The following is a 14,461-nucleotide window of genomic DNA, read 5'->3' as shown; positions in this document are numbered from 1 at the left end:
ATGGTCAAAGTATATGCCCCGGCTTCCAGTGCTAATATGAGCGTCGGGTTTGACGTGCTGGGCGCGGCGGTAACGCCGGTTGACGGCACGCTGCTGGGGGACAATGTCTCGGTTGAGGCGGCGACGAACTTTAGCCTGCAAAACGTGGGTCGCTTCGCCAGTAAACTGCCGACGGCGCCGCAGGAAAATATCGTCTATCAATGCTGGGAGCGTTTTTGCCAGGAGATTGGCAAGAAGGTACCGGTGGCGATGACCCTGGAAAAAAACATGCCGATTGGTTCCGGCCTGGGCTCCAGCGCCTGTTCCGTCGTCGCCGCGCTGGTCGCGATGAACGTGTTCTGCGGCAAGCCGCTCAATGAGAGCCGAATGCTGGCGCTGATGGGCGAGATGGAAGGGCGGATTTCCGGCAGTATCCATTACGATAACGTCGCGCCGTGCTATCTGGGCGGGATACAATTGATGCTTGAGGAAAACGGCATCATCAGCCAGCAGATTCCGGCCTTCGACGAGTGGCTGTGGGTGCTGGCCTATCCGGGTATTAAGGTCTCCACCGCGGAGGCGCGGGCAATTTTGCCGGCGCAGTATCGCCGTCAGGACTGTATTGCCCACGGTCGTCATCTGGCGGGCTTTATTCACGCCTGCTATTCCCGCCAGCCTCAGTTGGCGGCGAAGTTGATGAAAGATGTGATTGCCGAACCGTATCGTACCAAACTACTGCCGGGCTTCAGCGAAGCGCGTCAGGCAGCAATGGAAATTGGCGCGCAGGCGTGCGGCATTTCCGGTTCCGGTCCTACGTTGTTTGCACTATGCGATAAACCGGAAACCGCGCAGCGCGTCGCCGACTGGCTGGCTACGCACTATCTGCAAAATCAGGAAGGCTTCGTTCATATTTGCCGGCTGGACACGGCGGGCGCTCGAGTAGTGGGATAACCAATGAAACTCTATAACTTAAAAGATCATAACGAACAGGTCAGCTTTGCGCAGGCCGTCACGCAGGGGCTTGGCAAGCATCAGGGGCTGTTCTTCCCGCACGATCTGCCGGAATTCAGCCTGACTGAAATCGACGAGATGCTGCAGCAGGACTTTGTGTCGCGTAGCGCAAAAATCCTGTCGGCATTTATCGGCGATGAGATCCCGCAGGGCGTTCTGCAAGAGCGCATCGGCAACGCCTTTACCTTCCCGGCGCCGGTCAGCAAAGTGCAGGACGACGTCGGCTGCCTCGAACTGTTCCACGGCCCGACTCTGGCGTTTAAAGACTTCGGCGGCCGTTTTATGGCGCAGATGCTCACCCATATCGCAGGCGACCAACCGGTCACTATTCTGACGGCCACCTCCGGCGACACCGGCGCGGCGGTTGCGCACGCGTTTTATGGCCTGCCAAACGTCAAAGTGGTCATTCTCTATCCGCGCGGCAAAATCAGCCCGCTGCAGGAAAAGCTGTTCTGCACCCTCGGCGGCAACATTGAAACTGTGGCAATCGACGGCGACTTTGACGCCTGCCAGGCGCTGGTTAAACAGGCCTTTGATGATGAAGAGCTGAAAGCTGCGCTGGGTCTTAACTCGGCTAACTCAATCAATATCAGCCGCCTGCTGGCGCAGATTTGCTACTACTTTGAAGCCGTGGCTCAGCTGCCTCAGGAAGCCCGTAACCAATTGGTTATCTCGGTACCCAGCGGTAACTTTGGCGATCTGACCGCCGGCCTGCTGGCCAAATCTCTGGGTCTGCCAATCAAACGCTTTATTGCGGCGACTAACGCCAACGACACCGTGCCGCGCTTCCTGCAGGACGGTAACTGGTCGCCGAAAGCAACCCAGGCCACGCTGTCTAACGCCATGGACGTCAGCCAGCCGAACAACTGGCCGCGCGTGGAAGAGCTGTTCCGTCGTAAAACCTGGCGCCTGAACGAGCTCGGCTACGCGGCGGTGGATGATGAAACCACCAAAGAGACCATGCGTGAGCTGAAGGCTATCGGCTATACCTCAGAACCGCATGCGGCGATTGCTTATCGCGCGCTGCGCGACCAGCTGCAGGCGGGTGAGTACGGCCTGTTCCTCGGCACGGCGCATCCGGCGAAGTTTAAAGAGAGCGTGGAAGAGATTCTGCAAGAGACGCTGCCGCTGCCGAAAGAGCTGGCCGATCGCGCCGATCTGCCGCTGCTGTCGCATAATCTGCCGGCCGATTTTGCCGCGCTGCGTAAGCTGATGATGGGCTAAGTCTGAATCAGCGCTTCCCTGCTGCGTGATTGGCGGCAGGGAAGCGGTTTTTTTACTGCTCGTGGCGTTTAAAGACCAGCTCTCCGTTGCCCGAAGCGTCGGCGTCAAAGAAATAACCTTCGCTATCAAAGCGGGTCAGCTGCTCCGGCTTCGTTAAGCGATTCTCAATGATGTAACGACTCATCAAGCCGCGCGCTTTTTTAGCGTAGAAGCTGATCACTTTAAACTTGCCGTTTTTCTCATCAAGGAATACCGGCTTAATCAGCTGGCCCTCAAGCCGTTTGGGTTTCACCGACCTGAAGTACTCATCAGAGGCCAGATTTACCACAATATCGTCGCCCTGGGCTTTCAACGCCTGATTCAGCTTATCGGTAATAACGTCTCCCCAATACTGATACAGATCTTTGCCTTTCGCGTTCTCAAGCTTAATCCCCATCTCCAGACGATAGGGCTGCATCAGATCCAGCGGGCGCAGAACGCCGTACAGGCCGGAAAGCATCCGCAGATGCTGCTGGGCAAAATCGAAATCGGCTTCGCTAAAGGTCTCTGCCCGCAGGCCGGTATAGACATCGCCCTTAAACGCCAGGATTGCCTGACGGGCGTTGTCCGGGGTGAAATCTGGCTGCCAGTCGTGAAAGCGGGTCGCGTTCAGGTCAGCCAGCTTGTCGCTGATGCCCATCAGTTTACCAATCTGCGGTGCCGACAGCTGACGGGCAATGCCGATAAGCTCCTGAGAGTGTTCCAGTAGCTCTGGCTGGGTATAACGCGTCGTTGCCAGCGGGCTTTGATAATCGAGCGTTTTTGCAGGTGAAATCAGAATGAGCATATCCAGTCCTTACAGGAAATTTTTGACGACTTTAGCAAAAAAACGTCATGAGAGGATCGATAGCTGCGATTGCCGCGCTATTCGCGCGGCAGGTTGTCCCATGTTCCCGGTACCAGCTGCTGATGAATTTCAGGGTAGCGGGTGACGTCAAATTCCGGCCGCTGGCCCAGCTTCCGCTGTCGCAGATAATCGCTGGCAATGATGCGCACCGTCGGCGACAGCAGCAGGATAGCCGTCAGGTTAGTTATCGCCATCAGCGCCATGATGATATCCGCCATCTGCCAGACCACCGGTAGGCTGACCATCGCGCCGGTGGCGACCATACACAGCGTAAGCAGACGCAGCAGCCAGATGTTACGCAGGCTATCCATGCGGAGAAAAATGAGATTATTTTCGGCATAGATATAGTTTGCGACGATCGAACTGAAGGCGAACAGCAGCACGATAAAAGCGACAAAGCTGGAACCCCAGTCGCCGACGAGGTTGCTCATCGAATGCTGGATGGCCTGAATGCCATTTGCCGCTTCTTCGTTGCCGTCTCGCGGCGCCAGCATGATGATCACGGCGCTGGCGGTACAGATCACGATGGTATCAATAAAGACGCCAATCATTTGTACGATCCCCTGCGCCGCGGGATGAGGGGGCCAGGAGGCGGCAGCGGCGGCGGAATTTGGCGTCGAACCCATACCCGCTTCATTGGAAAACATCCCGCGCTGAAAGCCGCTGGTGAGCGCCTGGCTGATGGTGTAGCCCACCGCGCCCGCAGCGGCCTCTTGCCAGCCGAAAGCGCAGCGGAAAATGATTTCAAAAATCGTCGGCAGGGCGGTGATATGCCACAGGCCAATAATCAGGCTGGTCAGCACCCACAGTAAAGCCATAAGCGGCACGAGCCACTGCATCAGCCGCGCTACTCCGCGAATCCCGCGAACGATGACCAGCAGGGTCAGCGCCGCCAGCACGCCGCCGGTGATAACATCGGGTAAACGAAACGCATACTCCATGGCATGGGCAACGGAGTTGGCTTGTACGGTATTAAAGATGACGCCGTAGGCCAGCAGGAGAAGAATGGAAAACAGCACGCCCATCCAGCGCATGCCGAGTCCCCGGGCCATATACCAGGCCGGGCCACCGCGAAAGTGCCCGCGGGAGTCGCGCTCTTTATAAAGCTGCGCGAGAGAACATTCGGCGAAACTGCTGGCCATGCCGAGCAGCGCCGAGACCCACATCCAGAAAACGGCGCCGGGGCCACCTGCGGCAATGGCCAGCGCCACGCCTGCCATATTGCCGCTGCCCACGCGCGCCGCCAGACTCATACAGAGCGCCTGAAAAGAGGTTAACCCGCCGGGCTGCGGCTGAAGGCTCTTTTTCAGACTTCTGCTAAACTGGCGGATATAACGGAACTGTATAAATTTTGTTCGCCAGGTAAACCAGACGCCAGCGCCCAGTAACAGATAAATCATTACCGAGCCCCAGAGTATTTCATTGATAAACGACAGAAAATCAGGCATCAAGCATCCTCTTGCCCATATCGGTGCGCGAGTGTAAGCGCTACCAATCCAGTGACAATCCTTTAGTGTTCAGGGAATTAATTGGCCCAGTTTATCACACTCTGCGCTCATGCATTGTAGGCGGTTGCGCTGCCCCGGCAGCGTGTTATCATCTTGGCAGACCGGTTACATCCCCTTAACTGCTGTTTAAGAGAAACACTATCATGACGGATAAATTGACTTCTCTGCGTCAGTACACCACTGTCGTAGCTGATACCGGAGATATCGCGGCAATGAAGCTGTATCAGCCTCAGGACGCCACGACTAACCCTTCTTTGATTCTCGGCGCGGCTCAGATCCCTGAGTACCGTAAGCTGATTGATGACGCTGTTGCCTGGGCTCGCGGCCAGAGCAGCGACCGCGCGCAGCAGATTATCGATGCTTCCGATAAGCTGGCGGTGAACATTGGTCTCGAAATTCTTAAGCTGATCCCTGGCCGTATTTCCACCGAAGTTGATGCTCGCCTGTCCTATGACACCGAGGCTTCTATCGCCAAAGCTAAGCGCCTCATCAAACTGTACAACGATGCTGGCATCGGCAACGATCGCATTCTGATTAAACTGGCTTCTACCTGGCAGGGCATTCGCGCCGCTGAGCAGCTGGAAAAAGAAGGCATCAACTGTAACCTGACGCTGCTGTTCTCCTTCGCTCAGGCGCGTGCCTGTGCGGAAGCGGGCGTATTCCTGATTTCTCCGTTCGTTGGCCGTATCCTCGACTGGTACAAAGCCAACACCGATAAGAAAGAGTACGCGCCGGCAGAAGATCCGGGCGTGGTGTCCGTAAGCGAAATCTACGAATACTACAAACAGCACGGTTACGAAACGGTGGTTATGGGCGCAAGCTTCCGTAACCTCGGCGAGATCCTCGAACTGGCCGGCTGTGACCGTCTGACTATCGCTCCTGCGCTGCTGAAAGAGCTGGCGGAAAGCGAAGGCGCCATCGAACGCAAACTGGCCTTCAGCGGCGAAGTTAAAGCGCGTCCGGCGCGTATCACCGAATCTGAATTCCTGTGGCAGCACAACCAGGATCCGATGGCGGTAGATAAACTGGCGGAAGGCATCCGCAAGTTTGCGATCGACCAGGAAAAACTGGAAAAAATGATCGGCGATCTGCTGTAATCCCCCATGTGGCCGGCGTCCGTCGGCCACATTAAACTGTCTGCCTTGCTCCCCTCGGTGTATTATTCTGTCTATTAATACTGTTTGAACGGAATAATCATGAACACCTTACGAATCGGCTTAGTTTCCATTTCCGATCGCGCCTCCAGCGGCGTCTATCAGGATAAAGGCATTCCCGCGCTTGAAGCGTGGCTGGCCCGTGCGCTCTCCACGCCTTTCGAATTGCAAACCCGCTTGATCCCGGATGAACAGGTTATTATCGAGCAAACCCTCTGTGAACTGGTCGATGAAATGGGCTGCCACCTGGTCCTGACGACCGGCGGCACGGGCCCGGCCCGCCGTGATGTTACCCCGGATGCGACGCTGGCGATTGCCGATCGGGTGATGCCCGGCTTTGGTGAGCAAATGCGCCAGGTGAGCCTGCACTTTGTGCCGACGGCCATTCTGTCTCGTCAGGTTGGCGTTATCCGCAAGCAGGCGCTGATCCTTAACCTGCCCGGGCAGCCAAAGGCGATTGAGGAAACGCTGGAAGGTGTGAAAGATGCGGAAGGTAACGTGCTGGTGCACGGCGTTTTCGCGAGTGTACCGTATTGTGTACAGCTGCTTGAGGGGCCTTACGTGGAAACAAACGGCGAAGTAGTAGCAGCTTTCCGTCCTAAAAGCGCCAGGCGTGAAACATTATCCTGAATTTACCGTATTCCTGATATAACCTGCATCACCAGTGGTGTGTTGTTTTATTTACGATATAGTGTTTTTTACTTTACACCGTGCGTAGAATATCTTCATACCTCTGGATGATTGCCCGTTATGTCACACTACACCCGACCTCTGAATCGACAGGATTATAAAACGCTGACGCTGGCCGCCCTCGGCGGCGCGCTGGAGTTTTACGATTTCATTATCTTTGTCTTCTTCGCCGCCGTTGTCGGCGAGCTATTTTTCCCGGCCGATATCCCGGAATGGCTGCGCCAGGTGCAGACCTTCGGCATTTTTGCGGCGGGCTATTTAGCTCGTCCTCTTGGCGGCATCATTATGGCCCATTTTGGCGATCTGGTCGGGCGTAAGAAGATGTTTACCCTGAGTATTTTACTGATGGCGCTGCCTACGCTGGCGATTGGCCTGCTGCCCACCTACGCGTCGGTAGGCATCGTGGCGCCGCTTTTGCTGCTGCTTATGCGCATTCTTCAGGGGGCGGCGATTGGCGGTGAAGTCCCCGGCGCCTGGGTCTTTGTGGCGGAGCATGTACCGGAAAAAAGAATAGGTATCGCCTGCGGTACGCTGACCGCTGGCCTGACGGTGGGGATATTACTGGGGTCGGTCGTCGCGACGCTGATTAATACTCATCTGACTCCTCAGGGTATCCACGATGGCGGCTGGCGTATTCCGTTCCTGTTAGGCGGCGCGTTTGGTCTTGTCGCCATGTATCTGCGCCGTTGGCTCCAGGAGACGCCGATTTTCCTCGAAATGCAGCAGCGTAAAGCGTTAGCGCAGGAGCTGCCGGTTAAAGCCGTCGCGCTGAAGCATCAGAAAGCGGTGGTGGTCTCAATGCTGCTGACCTGGCTTTTATCCGCCGGCGTGGTGGTGGTGATCCTGATGTCGCCGGTCTGGCTGCAAAAGCACTACGGTTTTGCCCCCGCAATCACCCTGCAGGCGAACAGTATTGCCACTATCATGCTGTGTATCGGCTGCCTGCTGGCAGGGCTGGCCGCTGACCGTTTTGGCGCCAGCCGCACGTTTATTGTCGGCAGCGTATTCCTCGCGGCGGCAAGCTGGGCGTTCTATCATCTTTCCGGCGATAGCCCGCAGCGCCTGTTCCTGCTTTACGGTGCGGTGGGGCTGTGCGTCGGCGTGGTCGGGGCGGTTCCGTATGTGATGGTGCGCGCGTTCCCGGCTGAAGTGCGTTTTACCGGTATCTCATTCTCTTATAACGTCTCTTACGCCATCTTTGGCGGTCTGACGCCGATTGCGGTGACCATGCTGATGGGCGTTTCGCCGATGGCGCCCGCGTGGTACGTGCTGGCACTGTCGTTGATGGGATTGGGGCTGGGGATCTGGCTGCGCCAGGGGCTGGAACAACAGGTCGCTGCGCCGAAAGCTGAACTGCAGCGCCTGCCGTAAATCGATAGGGCTCACGTCGCCGCTCGCGAGCGGCGACGTTAATTAATGCTTTTCGCCGATTGGCAGAACGGTGCGGCCAAACTGCTCGTTCAGCACTTCACCCATCGCCAGATAGATGGCGCTAGCGCCACAGACCAGACCGACCCAGCCCGCAATCTTAACGATGCCTTCGTTATCAGCCAGGTGACCAATCGCCAGCAGCGCGAACAGCACGGTCAGACTGAGGAAAACAAACTGCAGCATACGCGCGGCTTTCAGGGTGCCAAAGAACATAAACAGGGTAAAAACGCCCCATAGTCCCAGGTACATACCGAGGAAGTGCGCGTTGGGTGCTTCTGCAAGGCCCATTTTCGGCATCAGAAGAATAGCAACCAGCGTCAGCCAAAAAGCGCCGTAAGACGTGAATGCGGTTAAACCAAAGGTGTTGCCTTTTTTAAACTCCAGCAGGCCGGCAAAAATCTGCGCAATGCCGCCGTAAAAAATGCCCATCGCCAGGATAGCTACATCAAACGCGAACAGGCCGCTATTTGCCAGGTTAAGCAGAATAGTGGTCATGCCGAAGCCCATAAGGCCCAGCGGTGCCGGATTAGCCAACTTAGTGTTGCCCATAATTCCTCAAAATAATGATTAGAAAGGGAAGCATTCCCCGTCTCTCAGCGACGGGCGCGGCATAATAATTAGGCGCTGCGAAACTGTCTATGATCTGGCGGGGTATTTTTCACCAATTTCATTTTTCACCTGATAAAGACTGGTCATTTGCCGTAAACAGGCAATATGCAGTACGGCCGGGATGGTCACGCGATAAGCGCTGCCGCTCACGGCTTTGACGCCATTAAACGCGGCGCCGAGGGGGCCGCCAAGCCCCGCGCCGCGAACCAGACCGTGGCCGATGACGCTAACCGCGGCGTGCGTGCGCAGGATCTTCGCCAGCCGGATTTCCAGAAGGTGGTTGACGCCCTGCGCCAGCTTATTTGTCTGCAGCAGATGGGGAAGTAATGCTTTATGGTCGTTGACCCGACACTCAACGGCAGTGAAGAAGTCAGCTTTCTGCCGATCGTCCATCTTCTTCCAGCTGTGTTCAAGGAAGTGCTCCAGAAGATGCTGTTCTATTTCCGGCGTAGAGGTGTGCTTATCGGCTTTGATTTTTAGCCGCTTGCAAACATCCAGCAAAATTTCCCGGTAGAACTTTCCGTGACGACGCAGCGTGTTGGCGATGCTGTCGCCGCCGAAGTGCTGGAGCTCGCCGGCAATGAGCTGCCAGTTGCGACGATAGCGTTCGGGATGCCCTGCCATCGCCTGGAAAGTTTGATTACGTAATAGCGTACTTGAAAGGCGCGGCTTTCCATTCTCATTGTGGGTCAGAATTCGGGTGAATGTTTCCAGATGCTCTTCGCTACAGCGATGAAGAAAAGAGAGGTCTTCATCATCCAGATAATTAATTTTCATAAATACCAGACAAGGTGAACAGTAATATTAATCGTCGCCAATGATTTTTAGCGAGGCCATGTCAGAAGAGTTAATCGTGTGGCCAGAAAAAGCGATTTTTTTTACGCAGCGCTTGTTATCGTTGTCGCTATTAATGTTAATCCAGTCGGTGGTTGCCCCCTGTTTGATGGTTGATGGAACGTTGAGGCTCCGGCTGGCGCTATTGCTGGCTTTAAAGTACACCGTCGCGCCGGAGAGCTGGATGTCGCCGCGATCGGCAGTGAGCTGGATACGCTTAATCACCCGGCATACCGGTAGCTTCAGCGTGAGATCGTTAGTCTCATTTCGCGGCATGGCGACAACCCCTAAAATTTTATGATCGTTAGCGGATGCTGACGTTATTAAGGCGGTGCTTAAAAATAACCCTGCTGATATATGAATCAGTGATTTCATGAGGATTTCCTGAATATTGGATGAGTCATAGCGGGGGCGTATTTTATCACCGGAACTTTATTGTCTTTAGCACGTAATCATTGCGGATTATGTCAATTGTTTTATGAATATATTTAACTTTAATTATTATCATTAATTATATTTTGTGCGTTTTTAGGCCCGCTTTCCGGACCGCTTATGAGGCCTGCTTGCCACCCGTCGGCGCGGGCAGGGCAAAAATTTTTTTGTATCCCCCCTTGATGCCGCGGTGGGCGACCCCATCTTGTAGTCAACCGCAGTGAATGAACCTGAAAAAAAATGATGTCTGGGTAGTTGAAACCGCACGTTTCGCCCTTATTACAGGTTCACAACCACATGTTGACTGAATTTTTAGTGGAGACGTTTAGATGGGTAAAATTATTGGTATCGACCTGGGTACTACCAACTCTTGTGTAGCGATTATGGATGGCACTACTGCACGCGTGCTGGAGAACGCCGAAGGCGATCGCACCACGCCTTCTATCATTGCCTATACCCAGGATGGTGAAACTCTGGTTGGTCAGCCGGCTAAACGTCAGGCAGTGACAAACCCGCAAAATACCCTGTTTGCGATTAAACGCCTGATTGGCCGCCGCTTCCAGGACGAAGAAGTCCAGCGTGACGTTTCTATCATGCCGTACAAAATCGTTGCCGCAGACAATGGCGACGCATGGCTTGATGTGAAAGGCACTAAAACCGCACCGCCGCAGATCTCTGCCGAAGTGCTGAAGAAAATGAAGAAAACGGCTGAAGATTACCTGGGTGAACCGGTAACTGAAGCGGTTATTACCGTACCTGCTTACTTTAACGATGCTCAGCGTCAGGCAACCAAAGACGCCGGCCGTATTGCAGGTCTGGAAGTCAAACGTATCATCAACGAACCGACTGCCGCTGCGCTGGCTTACGGTCTGGATAAAGAAGTCGGCAACCGCACTATCGCGGTGTACGACCTCGGTGGTGGTACCTTCGATATCTCCATTATCGAAATCGACGAAGTTGATGGCGAAAAAACCTTCGAAGTTCTGGCGACCAACGGTGATACCCACCTGGGCGGTGAAGACTTCGATACCCGTCTGATCAACTACCTCGTTGACGAGTTTAAGAAAGATCAGGGCATTGACCTGCGTAACGACCCGCTGGCGATGCAGCGCCTGAAAGAAGCCGCTGAGAAAGCGAAGATTGAACTCTCTTCCGCTCAGCAGACCGACGTGAATCTGCCGTACATCACCGCAGATGCCACCGGTCCGAAACATATGAACATCAAAGTGACCCGTGCGAAACTGGAAAGCCTGGTAGAAGATCTGGTTAACCGTTCCATCGAGCCGCTGAAAGTTGCTCTGCAGGATGCTGGCCTGTCCGTATCCGATATCCAGGACGTTATCCTGGTTGGTGGTCAGACCCGTATGCCAATGGTTCAGAAGAAAGTTGCTGAGTTCTTCGGTAAAGAGCCGCGTAAAGACGTTAACCCGGACGAAGCCGTTGCCATTGGCGCTGCTGTTCAGGGCGGCGTCCTGACGGGTGAAGTGAAAGACGTTCTGCTGCTGGACGTTACCCCGCTGTCTCTGGGTATCGAAACCATGGGCGGCGTGATGACTGCGCTGATCAATAAGAACACCACCATCCCGACCAAGCACAGCCAGGTGTTCTCAACTGCTGAAGACAACCAGTCTGCGGTAACCATCCATGTTATTCAGGGTGAGCGTAAACGCGCATCGGATAACAAATCTCTGGGTCAATTCAACCTGGATGGTATCAACCCGGCACCGCGCGGTATGCCTCAGATCGAAGTGACTTTCGACATCGATGCTGACGGTATCCTGCATGTGTCCGCGAAAGACAAAAACAGCGGTAAAGAGCAGAAGATCACTATCAAAGCCTCTTCTGGTCTGAACGAAGAAGAAATTCAGAAAATGGTACGCGATGCTGAAGCTAACGCAGAAGCTGACCGTAAGTTTGAAGAACTGGTACAGACCCGTAACCAGGGTGACCACCTGCTGCACAGCACGCGTAAGCAGGTTGAAGAAGCAGGCGATAAACTGCCGGCTGACGATAAAACCGCTATCGAGTCTGCGCTGACCGCGCTGGAAACTTCGCTGAAAGGTGAAGATAAAGCCGATATTGAAGCGAAAATGCAGGCGCTGGCCCAGGCTTCCCAGAAGCTGATGGAAATCGCTCAGCAGCAGCACGCTCAGCAGCAGGCTGGCGGCGCTGACGCTTCCGAGAGCAACGCGAAGGACGACGATGTTGTTGACGCTGAGTTCGAAGAAGTGAAAGACAAAAAATAATCGCCCTTTGAACGGGTAAAACACTGGCACGGGCGAAGAGGTTTCCTCTCCGCCCGTGCACGCATGTTAAGGGGCTGAAAAACACCAATGGCAAAGCAAGACTATTACGAGATTTTAGGCGTTTCCAGAACAGCGGAAGAGCGTGAAATCAAAAAGGCGTATAAGCGCCTGGCCATGAAGTATCACCCGGACCGTAACCAGGGTGATAAAGAGGCTGAAGCTAAATTCAAAGAAATCAAAGAAGCGTATGAAATCCTGACCGATGCCCAGAAGCGTGCAGCCTACGATCAGTACGGTCACGCCGCATTTGAGCAGGGCGGCATGGGCGGCGGCGGCGGTGGTTTTGGTGGCGGCGCGGATTTCAGCGATATCTTTGGCGATGTTTTCGGTGATATCTTTGGCGGCGGACGCGGTCGCCAGCGCGCAGCGCGCGGCTCGGACCTGCGCTATAACATGGATCTGACGCTCGAAGAAGCCGTTCGCGGCGTAACCAAAGAGATCCGTATCCCGACTCTGGAAGAGTGCGACGTTTGCCACGGCAGCGGAGCCAAAGCGGGTAGCCAGCCGCAGACTTGCCCAACCTGTCACGGTGCGGGCCAGGTCCAGATGCGCCAGGGTTTCTTCGCCGTTCAGCAGACCTGTCCGCATTGCCAGGGGCGCGGTACGCTGATTAAAGATCCGTGCAATAAATGCCACGGTCATGGTCGCGTTGAGAAAACCAAAACGCTGTCGGTTAAAATCCCGGCGGGCGTCGATACCGGCGACCGTATTCGTCTGGCAGGTGAAGGTGAAGCGGGCGAGCATGGCGCACCGGCTGGCGATCTGTATGTACAGGTCCAGGTTAAGCAGCACGCCATTTTCGAGCGTGAAGGAAATAATCTGTACTGCGAAGTCCCGATTAACTTCACCATGGCCGCTCTCGGCGGAGAGATTGAGGTTCCGACGCTGGACGGTCGTGTAAATCTTAAAGTGCCGGGCGAGACGCAGACAGGTAAGCTGTTCAGGATGCGCGGTAAAGGCGTGAAGTCCGTGCGCGGCGGTGCGCAGGGCGATCTGCTGTGCCGCGTGGTGGTTGAAACTCCGGTTGGTCTTAACGATAAACAAAAGCAGCTGCTGAAAGATCTTCAGGAGAGCTTTGGTGGACCAACGGGTGAGAAGAACAGTCCGCGCTCTAAAAGTTTCTTCGATGGCGTGAAGAAGTTTTTCGATGATTTGACGCGCTAATTGCTATTCATTTCCTGACTTTCTCCAAGCCCGGGCCTTCGTGCCCGGGCTTTTTTCTATCCGGCTTCCACACTATTTAAATTAACCTATTATTTATCAGGGCTAACAATTGATTTATTTTGAGTATTATCTATATTGCTTTTTTCATTTTTAGAGGCCTGCAGCGGATGGGATCGAAAGGTGCCAATAAGGATTTTGATTATAATTTAATCAAGACTCTTGACGCTGTTATTTCGGCTGGAAATGCTGCTAAAGCAGCCAAAAAACTTGGAATTACCCCTTCTGCCGTGTCATTGGCGCTCCGCCGTTTACAAGGGTATTATCAGGAAGAGTTGTTTGTTCGTGGTAAAGATGGTTTGTTACCTACCGCGAAGGCGATTGAAATCTATCAAAATTTCCGTCAGGTGATGGAATTGGTAGAGAGCACATTTATTTCCGACAAAAAAGATAACGCTGACGCCAGGATGACTATTTTAGGCGGAGATATCGTTGAGACTTACTACCTCTCTCAGCTTTATGCAGACGATATCTTTGAGCACGTGTTACTAAATCATTATTCATCACGAAATCTTTCCCGCGAGGTGCTGGCTGATTTACTACTCACTGCGGAATGCGATCTTCTGATTAGCAGCGAGCCGTTGAATATCCCGGGAATTGATAATCAGCTTATCGACAGCTTCAGGAGCTTTGTTTGCATTTTCGCCAGCAACCATATCCTGAGTACCTTACCTCATATCTCATTACATCATTTCTATTCTTCTCGTCACGCGATGTATCAACTGGGTAGGTATTCTCCGATGATTATAAATGATAAAGGCCTTTTTAAAGATAATCTTTATTATAAAGGATCGCGCATTATCGGCTATCGCACCGATTCACTTAATGGGATGTTAAGTATGATTGAACGCACCTCATTAATCGCATTAATGCCGTTAAAGCTGGCACTTTTTTATAAAAATCAGCGCAAATATGATATTAAGTTTGTTCAGCCGCCACCTGAACTCACGTTCAAATCTATACAGATTTATGCATCATGGGACAAAAATAGTAAAAATATATCCATCATTAACGAAGTTGTCTCCCGGTTACACACGCTGTCATCATTTCGTCGCTGAGGAGTATCTTTTCAAACACTATATCAAATATGGTTTGGTTTGATACTCTTTGATTATTTTAAAATAGTCAACCTACCTACACTCTGGTGGTGCCTTTTTATATGAGTTAATCAAGGAG

General features: G+C 53.6%; 13 protein-coding genes. 8 read left to right on the top strand and 5 right to left on the bottom strand.

All coding sequences use genetic code 11. From position 1 onward, the window contains the following. Both thrB and thrC read left to right on the top strand, forming a co-directional pair. Positions 1-930 (top strand): homoserine kinase, encoded by a 930-nt coding sequence (gene thrB, locus ABLU88_RS24455; RefSeq protein ID WP_348838281.1) that lies wholly within the window; start codon positions 1-3, stop codon positions 928-930. A 3-nt stretch (positions 931-933) separates the two neighbouring features. Further along, positions 934-2,214, top strand: a complete 1,281-nt coding sequence (gene thrC, locus ABLU88_RS24450) for a threonine synthase (protein ID WP_348838279.1) — start codon at positions 934-936, stop codon at positions 2,212-2,214. A 52-nt stretch (positions 2,215-2,266) separates the two neighbouring features. Here thrC and yaaA read toward each other — a convergent pair whose 3' ends face one another. Beyond that, a complete protein-coding gene (gene yaaA, locus ABLU88_RS24445) occupies positions 2,267-3,040 on the bottom strand; it encodes a peroxide stress protein YaaA (protein WP_004098454.1) in 774 nt (257 codons plus the stop codon). A 77-nt stretch (positions 3,041-3,117) separates the two neighbouring features. Beyond that, complete coding sequence (locus ABLU88_RS24440; protein WP_032692978.1) at positions 3,118-4,548, bottom strand: sodium:alanine symporter family protein; 1,431 nt, start codon at positions 4,546-4,548, stop codon at positions 3,118-3,120. Positions 4,549-4,751: 203 nt separating this feature from the next. Between ABLU88_RS24440 and tal the strand changes: the two genes are divergently transcribed. From tal to ABLU88_RS24425, 3 genes are all read left to right on the top strand, one after another. Next, positions 4,752-5,705, top strand: a complete 954-nt coding sequence (gene tal / locus ABLU88_RS24435) for a transaldolase (protein ID WP_004098458.1) — start codon at positions 4,752-4,754, stop codon at positions 5,703-5,705. A gap of 99 nt (positions 5,706-5,804) precedes the next feature. Further along, a complete protein-coding gene (gene mog, locus ABLU88_RS24430) occupies positions 5,805-6,392 on the top strand; it encodes a molybdopterin adenylyltransferase (RefSeq protein ID WP_004098459.1) in 588 nt (195 codons plus the stop codon). Positions 6,393-6,512: 120 nt separating this feature from the next. Then, complete coding sequence (locus ABLU88_RS24425; RefSeq protein WP_014227850.1) at positions 6,513-7,823, top strand: MFS transporter; 1,311 nt, start codon at positions 6,513-6,515, stop codon at positions 7,821-7,823. 42 nt (positions 7,824-7,865) lie between these two features. Here the strand turns inward: ABLU88_RS24425 and satP are convergent, their stop codons facing one another. From satP to ABLU88_RS24410, 3 genes are all read right to left on the bottom strand, one after another. Next, positions 7,866-8,432, bottom strand: coding sequence for an acetate uptake transporter (satP, locus tag ABLU88_RS24420; RefSeq protein ID WP_014227851.1), 567 nt, complete (start codon positions 8,430-8,432; stop codon positions 7,866-7,868). 87 nt (positions 8,433-8,519) lie between these two features. Beyond that, the gene (msyB, locus tag ABLU88_RS24415) at positions 8,520-9,269 is read right to left on the bottom strand and encodes an acidic protein MsyB (RefSeq protein WP_049082063.1); all 750 of its coding nucleotides are present in this window, start codon (positions 9,267-9,269) and stop codon (positions 8,520-8,522) included. Positions 9,270-9,296: 27 nt separating this feature from the next. Beyond that, a complete protein-coding gene (locus ABLU88_RS24410) occupies positions 9,297-9,701 on the bottom strand; it encodes a DUF2541 family protein (RefSeq protein ID WP_348838274.1) in 405 nt (134 codons plus the stop codon). 386 nt (positions 9,702-10,087) lie between these two features. On the opposite strand from ABLU88_RS24410, the gene dnaK reads away from it, so the two are divergent. The 3 genes from dnaK to ABLU88_RS24395 all read left to right on the top strand — a co-directional run bounded on the left by dnaK (position 10,088) and on the right by ABLU88_RS24395 (position 14,343). Further along, positions 10,088-12,004 (top strand): molecular chaperone DnaK, encoded by a 1,917-nt coding sequence (gene dnaK / locus ABLU88_RS24405; protein ID WP_004128758.1) that lies wholly within the window; start codon positions 10,088-10,090, stop codon positions 12,002-12,004. 87 nt (positions 12,005-12,091) lie between these two features. Beyond that, positions 12,092-13,228: a molecular chaperone DnaJ gene (gene dnaJ / locus ABLU88_RS24400; protein WP_014837364.1), complete on the top strand. Its 1,137-nt coding sequence runs from the start codon at positions 12,092-12,094 to the stop codon at positions 13,226-13,228. Between the two features lie 167 nt (positions 13,229-13,395). After that, entirely contained in the window at positions 13,396-14,343 is a 948-nt protein-coding gene (locus ABLU88_RS24395) for a LysR family transcriptional regulator (protein WP_025106854.1), read from the top strand. Positions 14,344-14,461: the final 118 nt, after the last annotated feature.

Source organism: Klebsiella sp. GW_Kp182 (genome assembly GCF_040062275.1).
GTDB lineage: Bacteria > Pseudomonadota > Gammaproteobacteria > Enterobacterales > Enterobacteriaceae > Klebsiella > Klebsiella michiganensis.
Note: the sequence above shows the minus strand (reverse complement) of the source record. Positions and strands in the feature narration are given on the sequence as shown.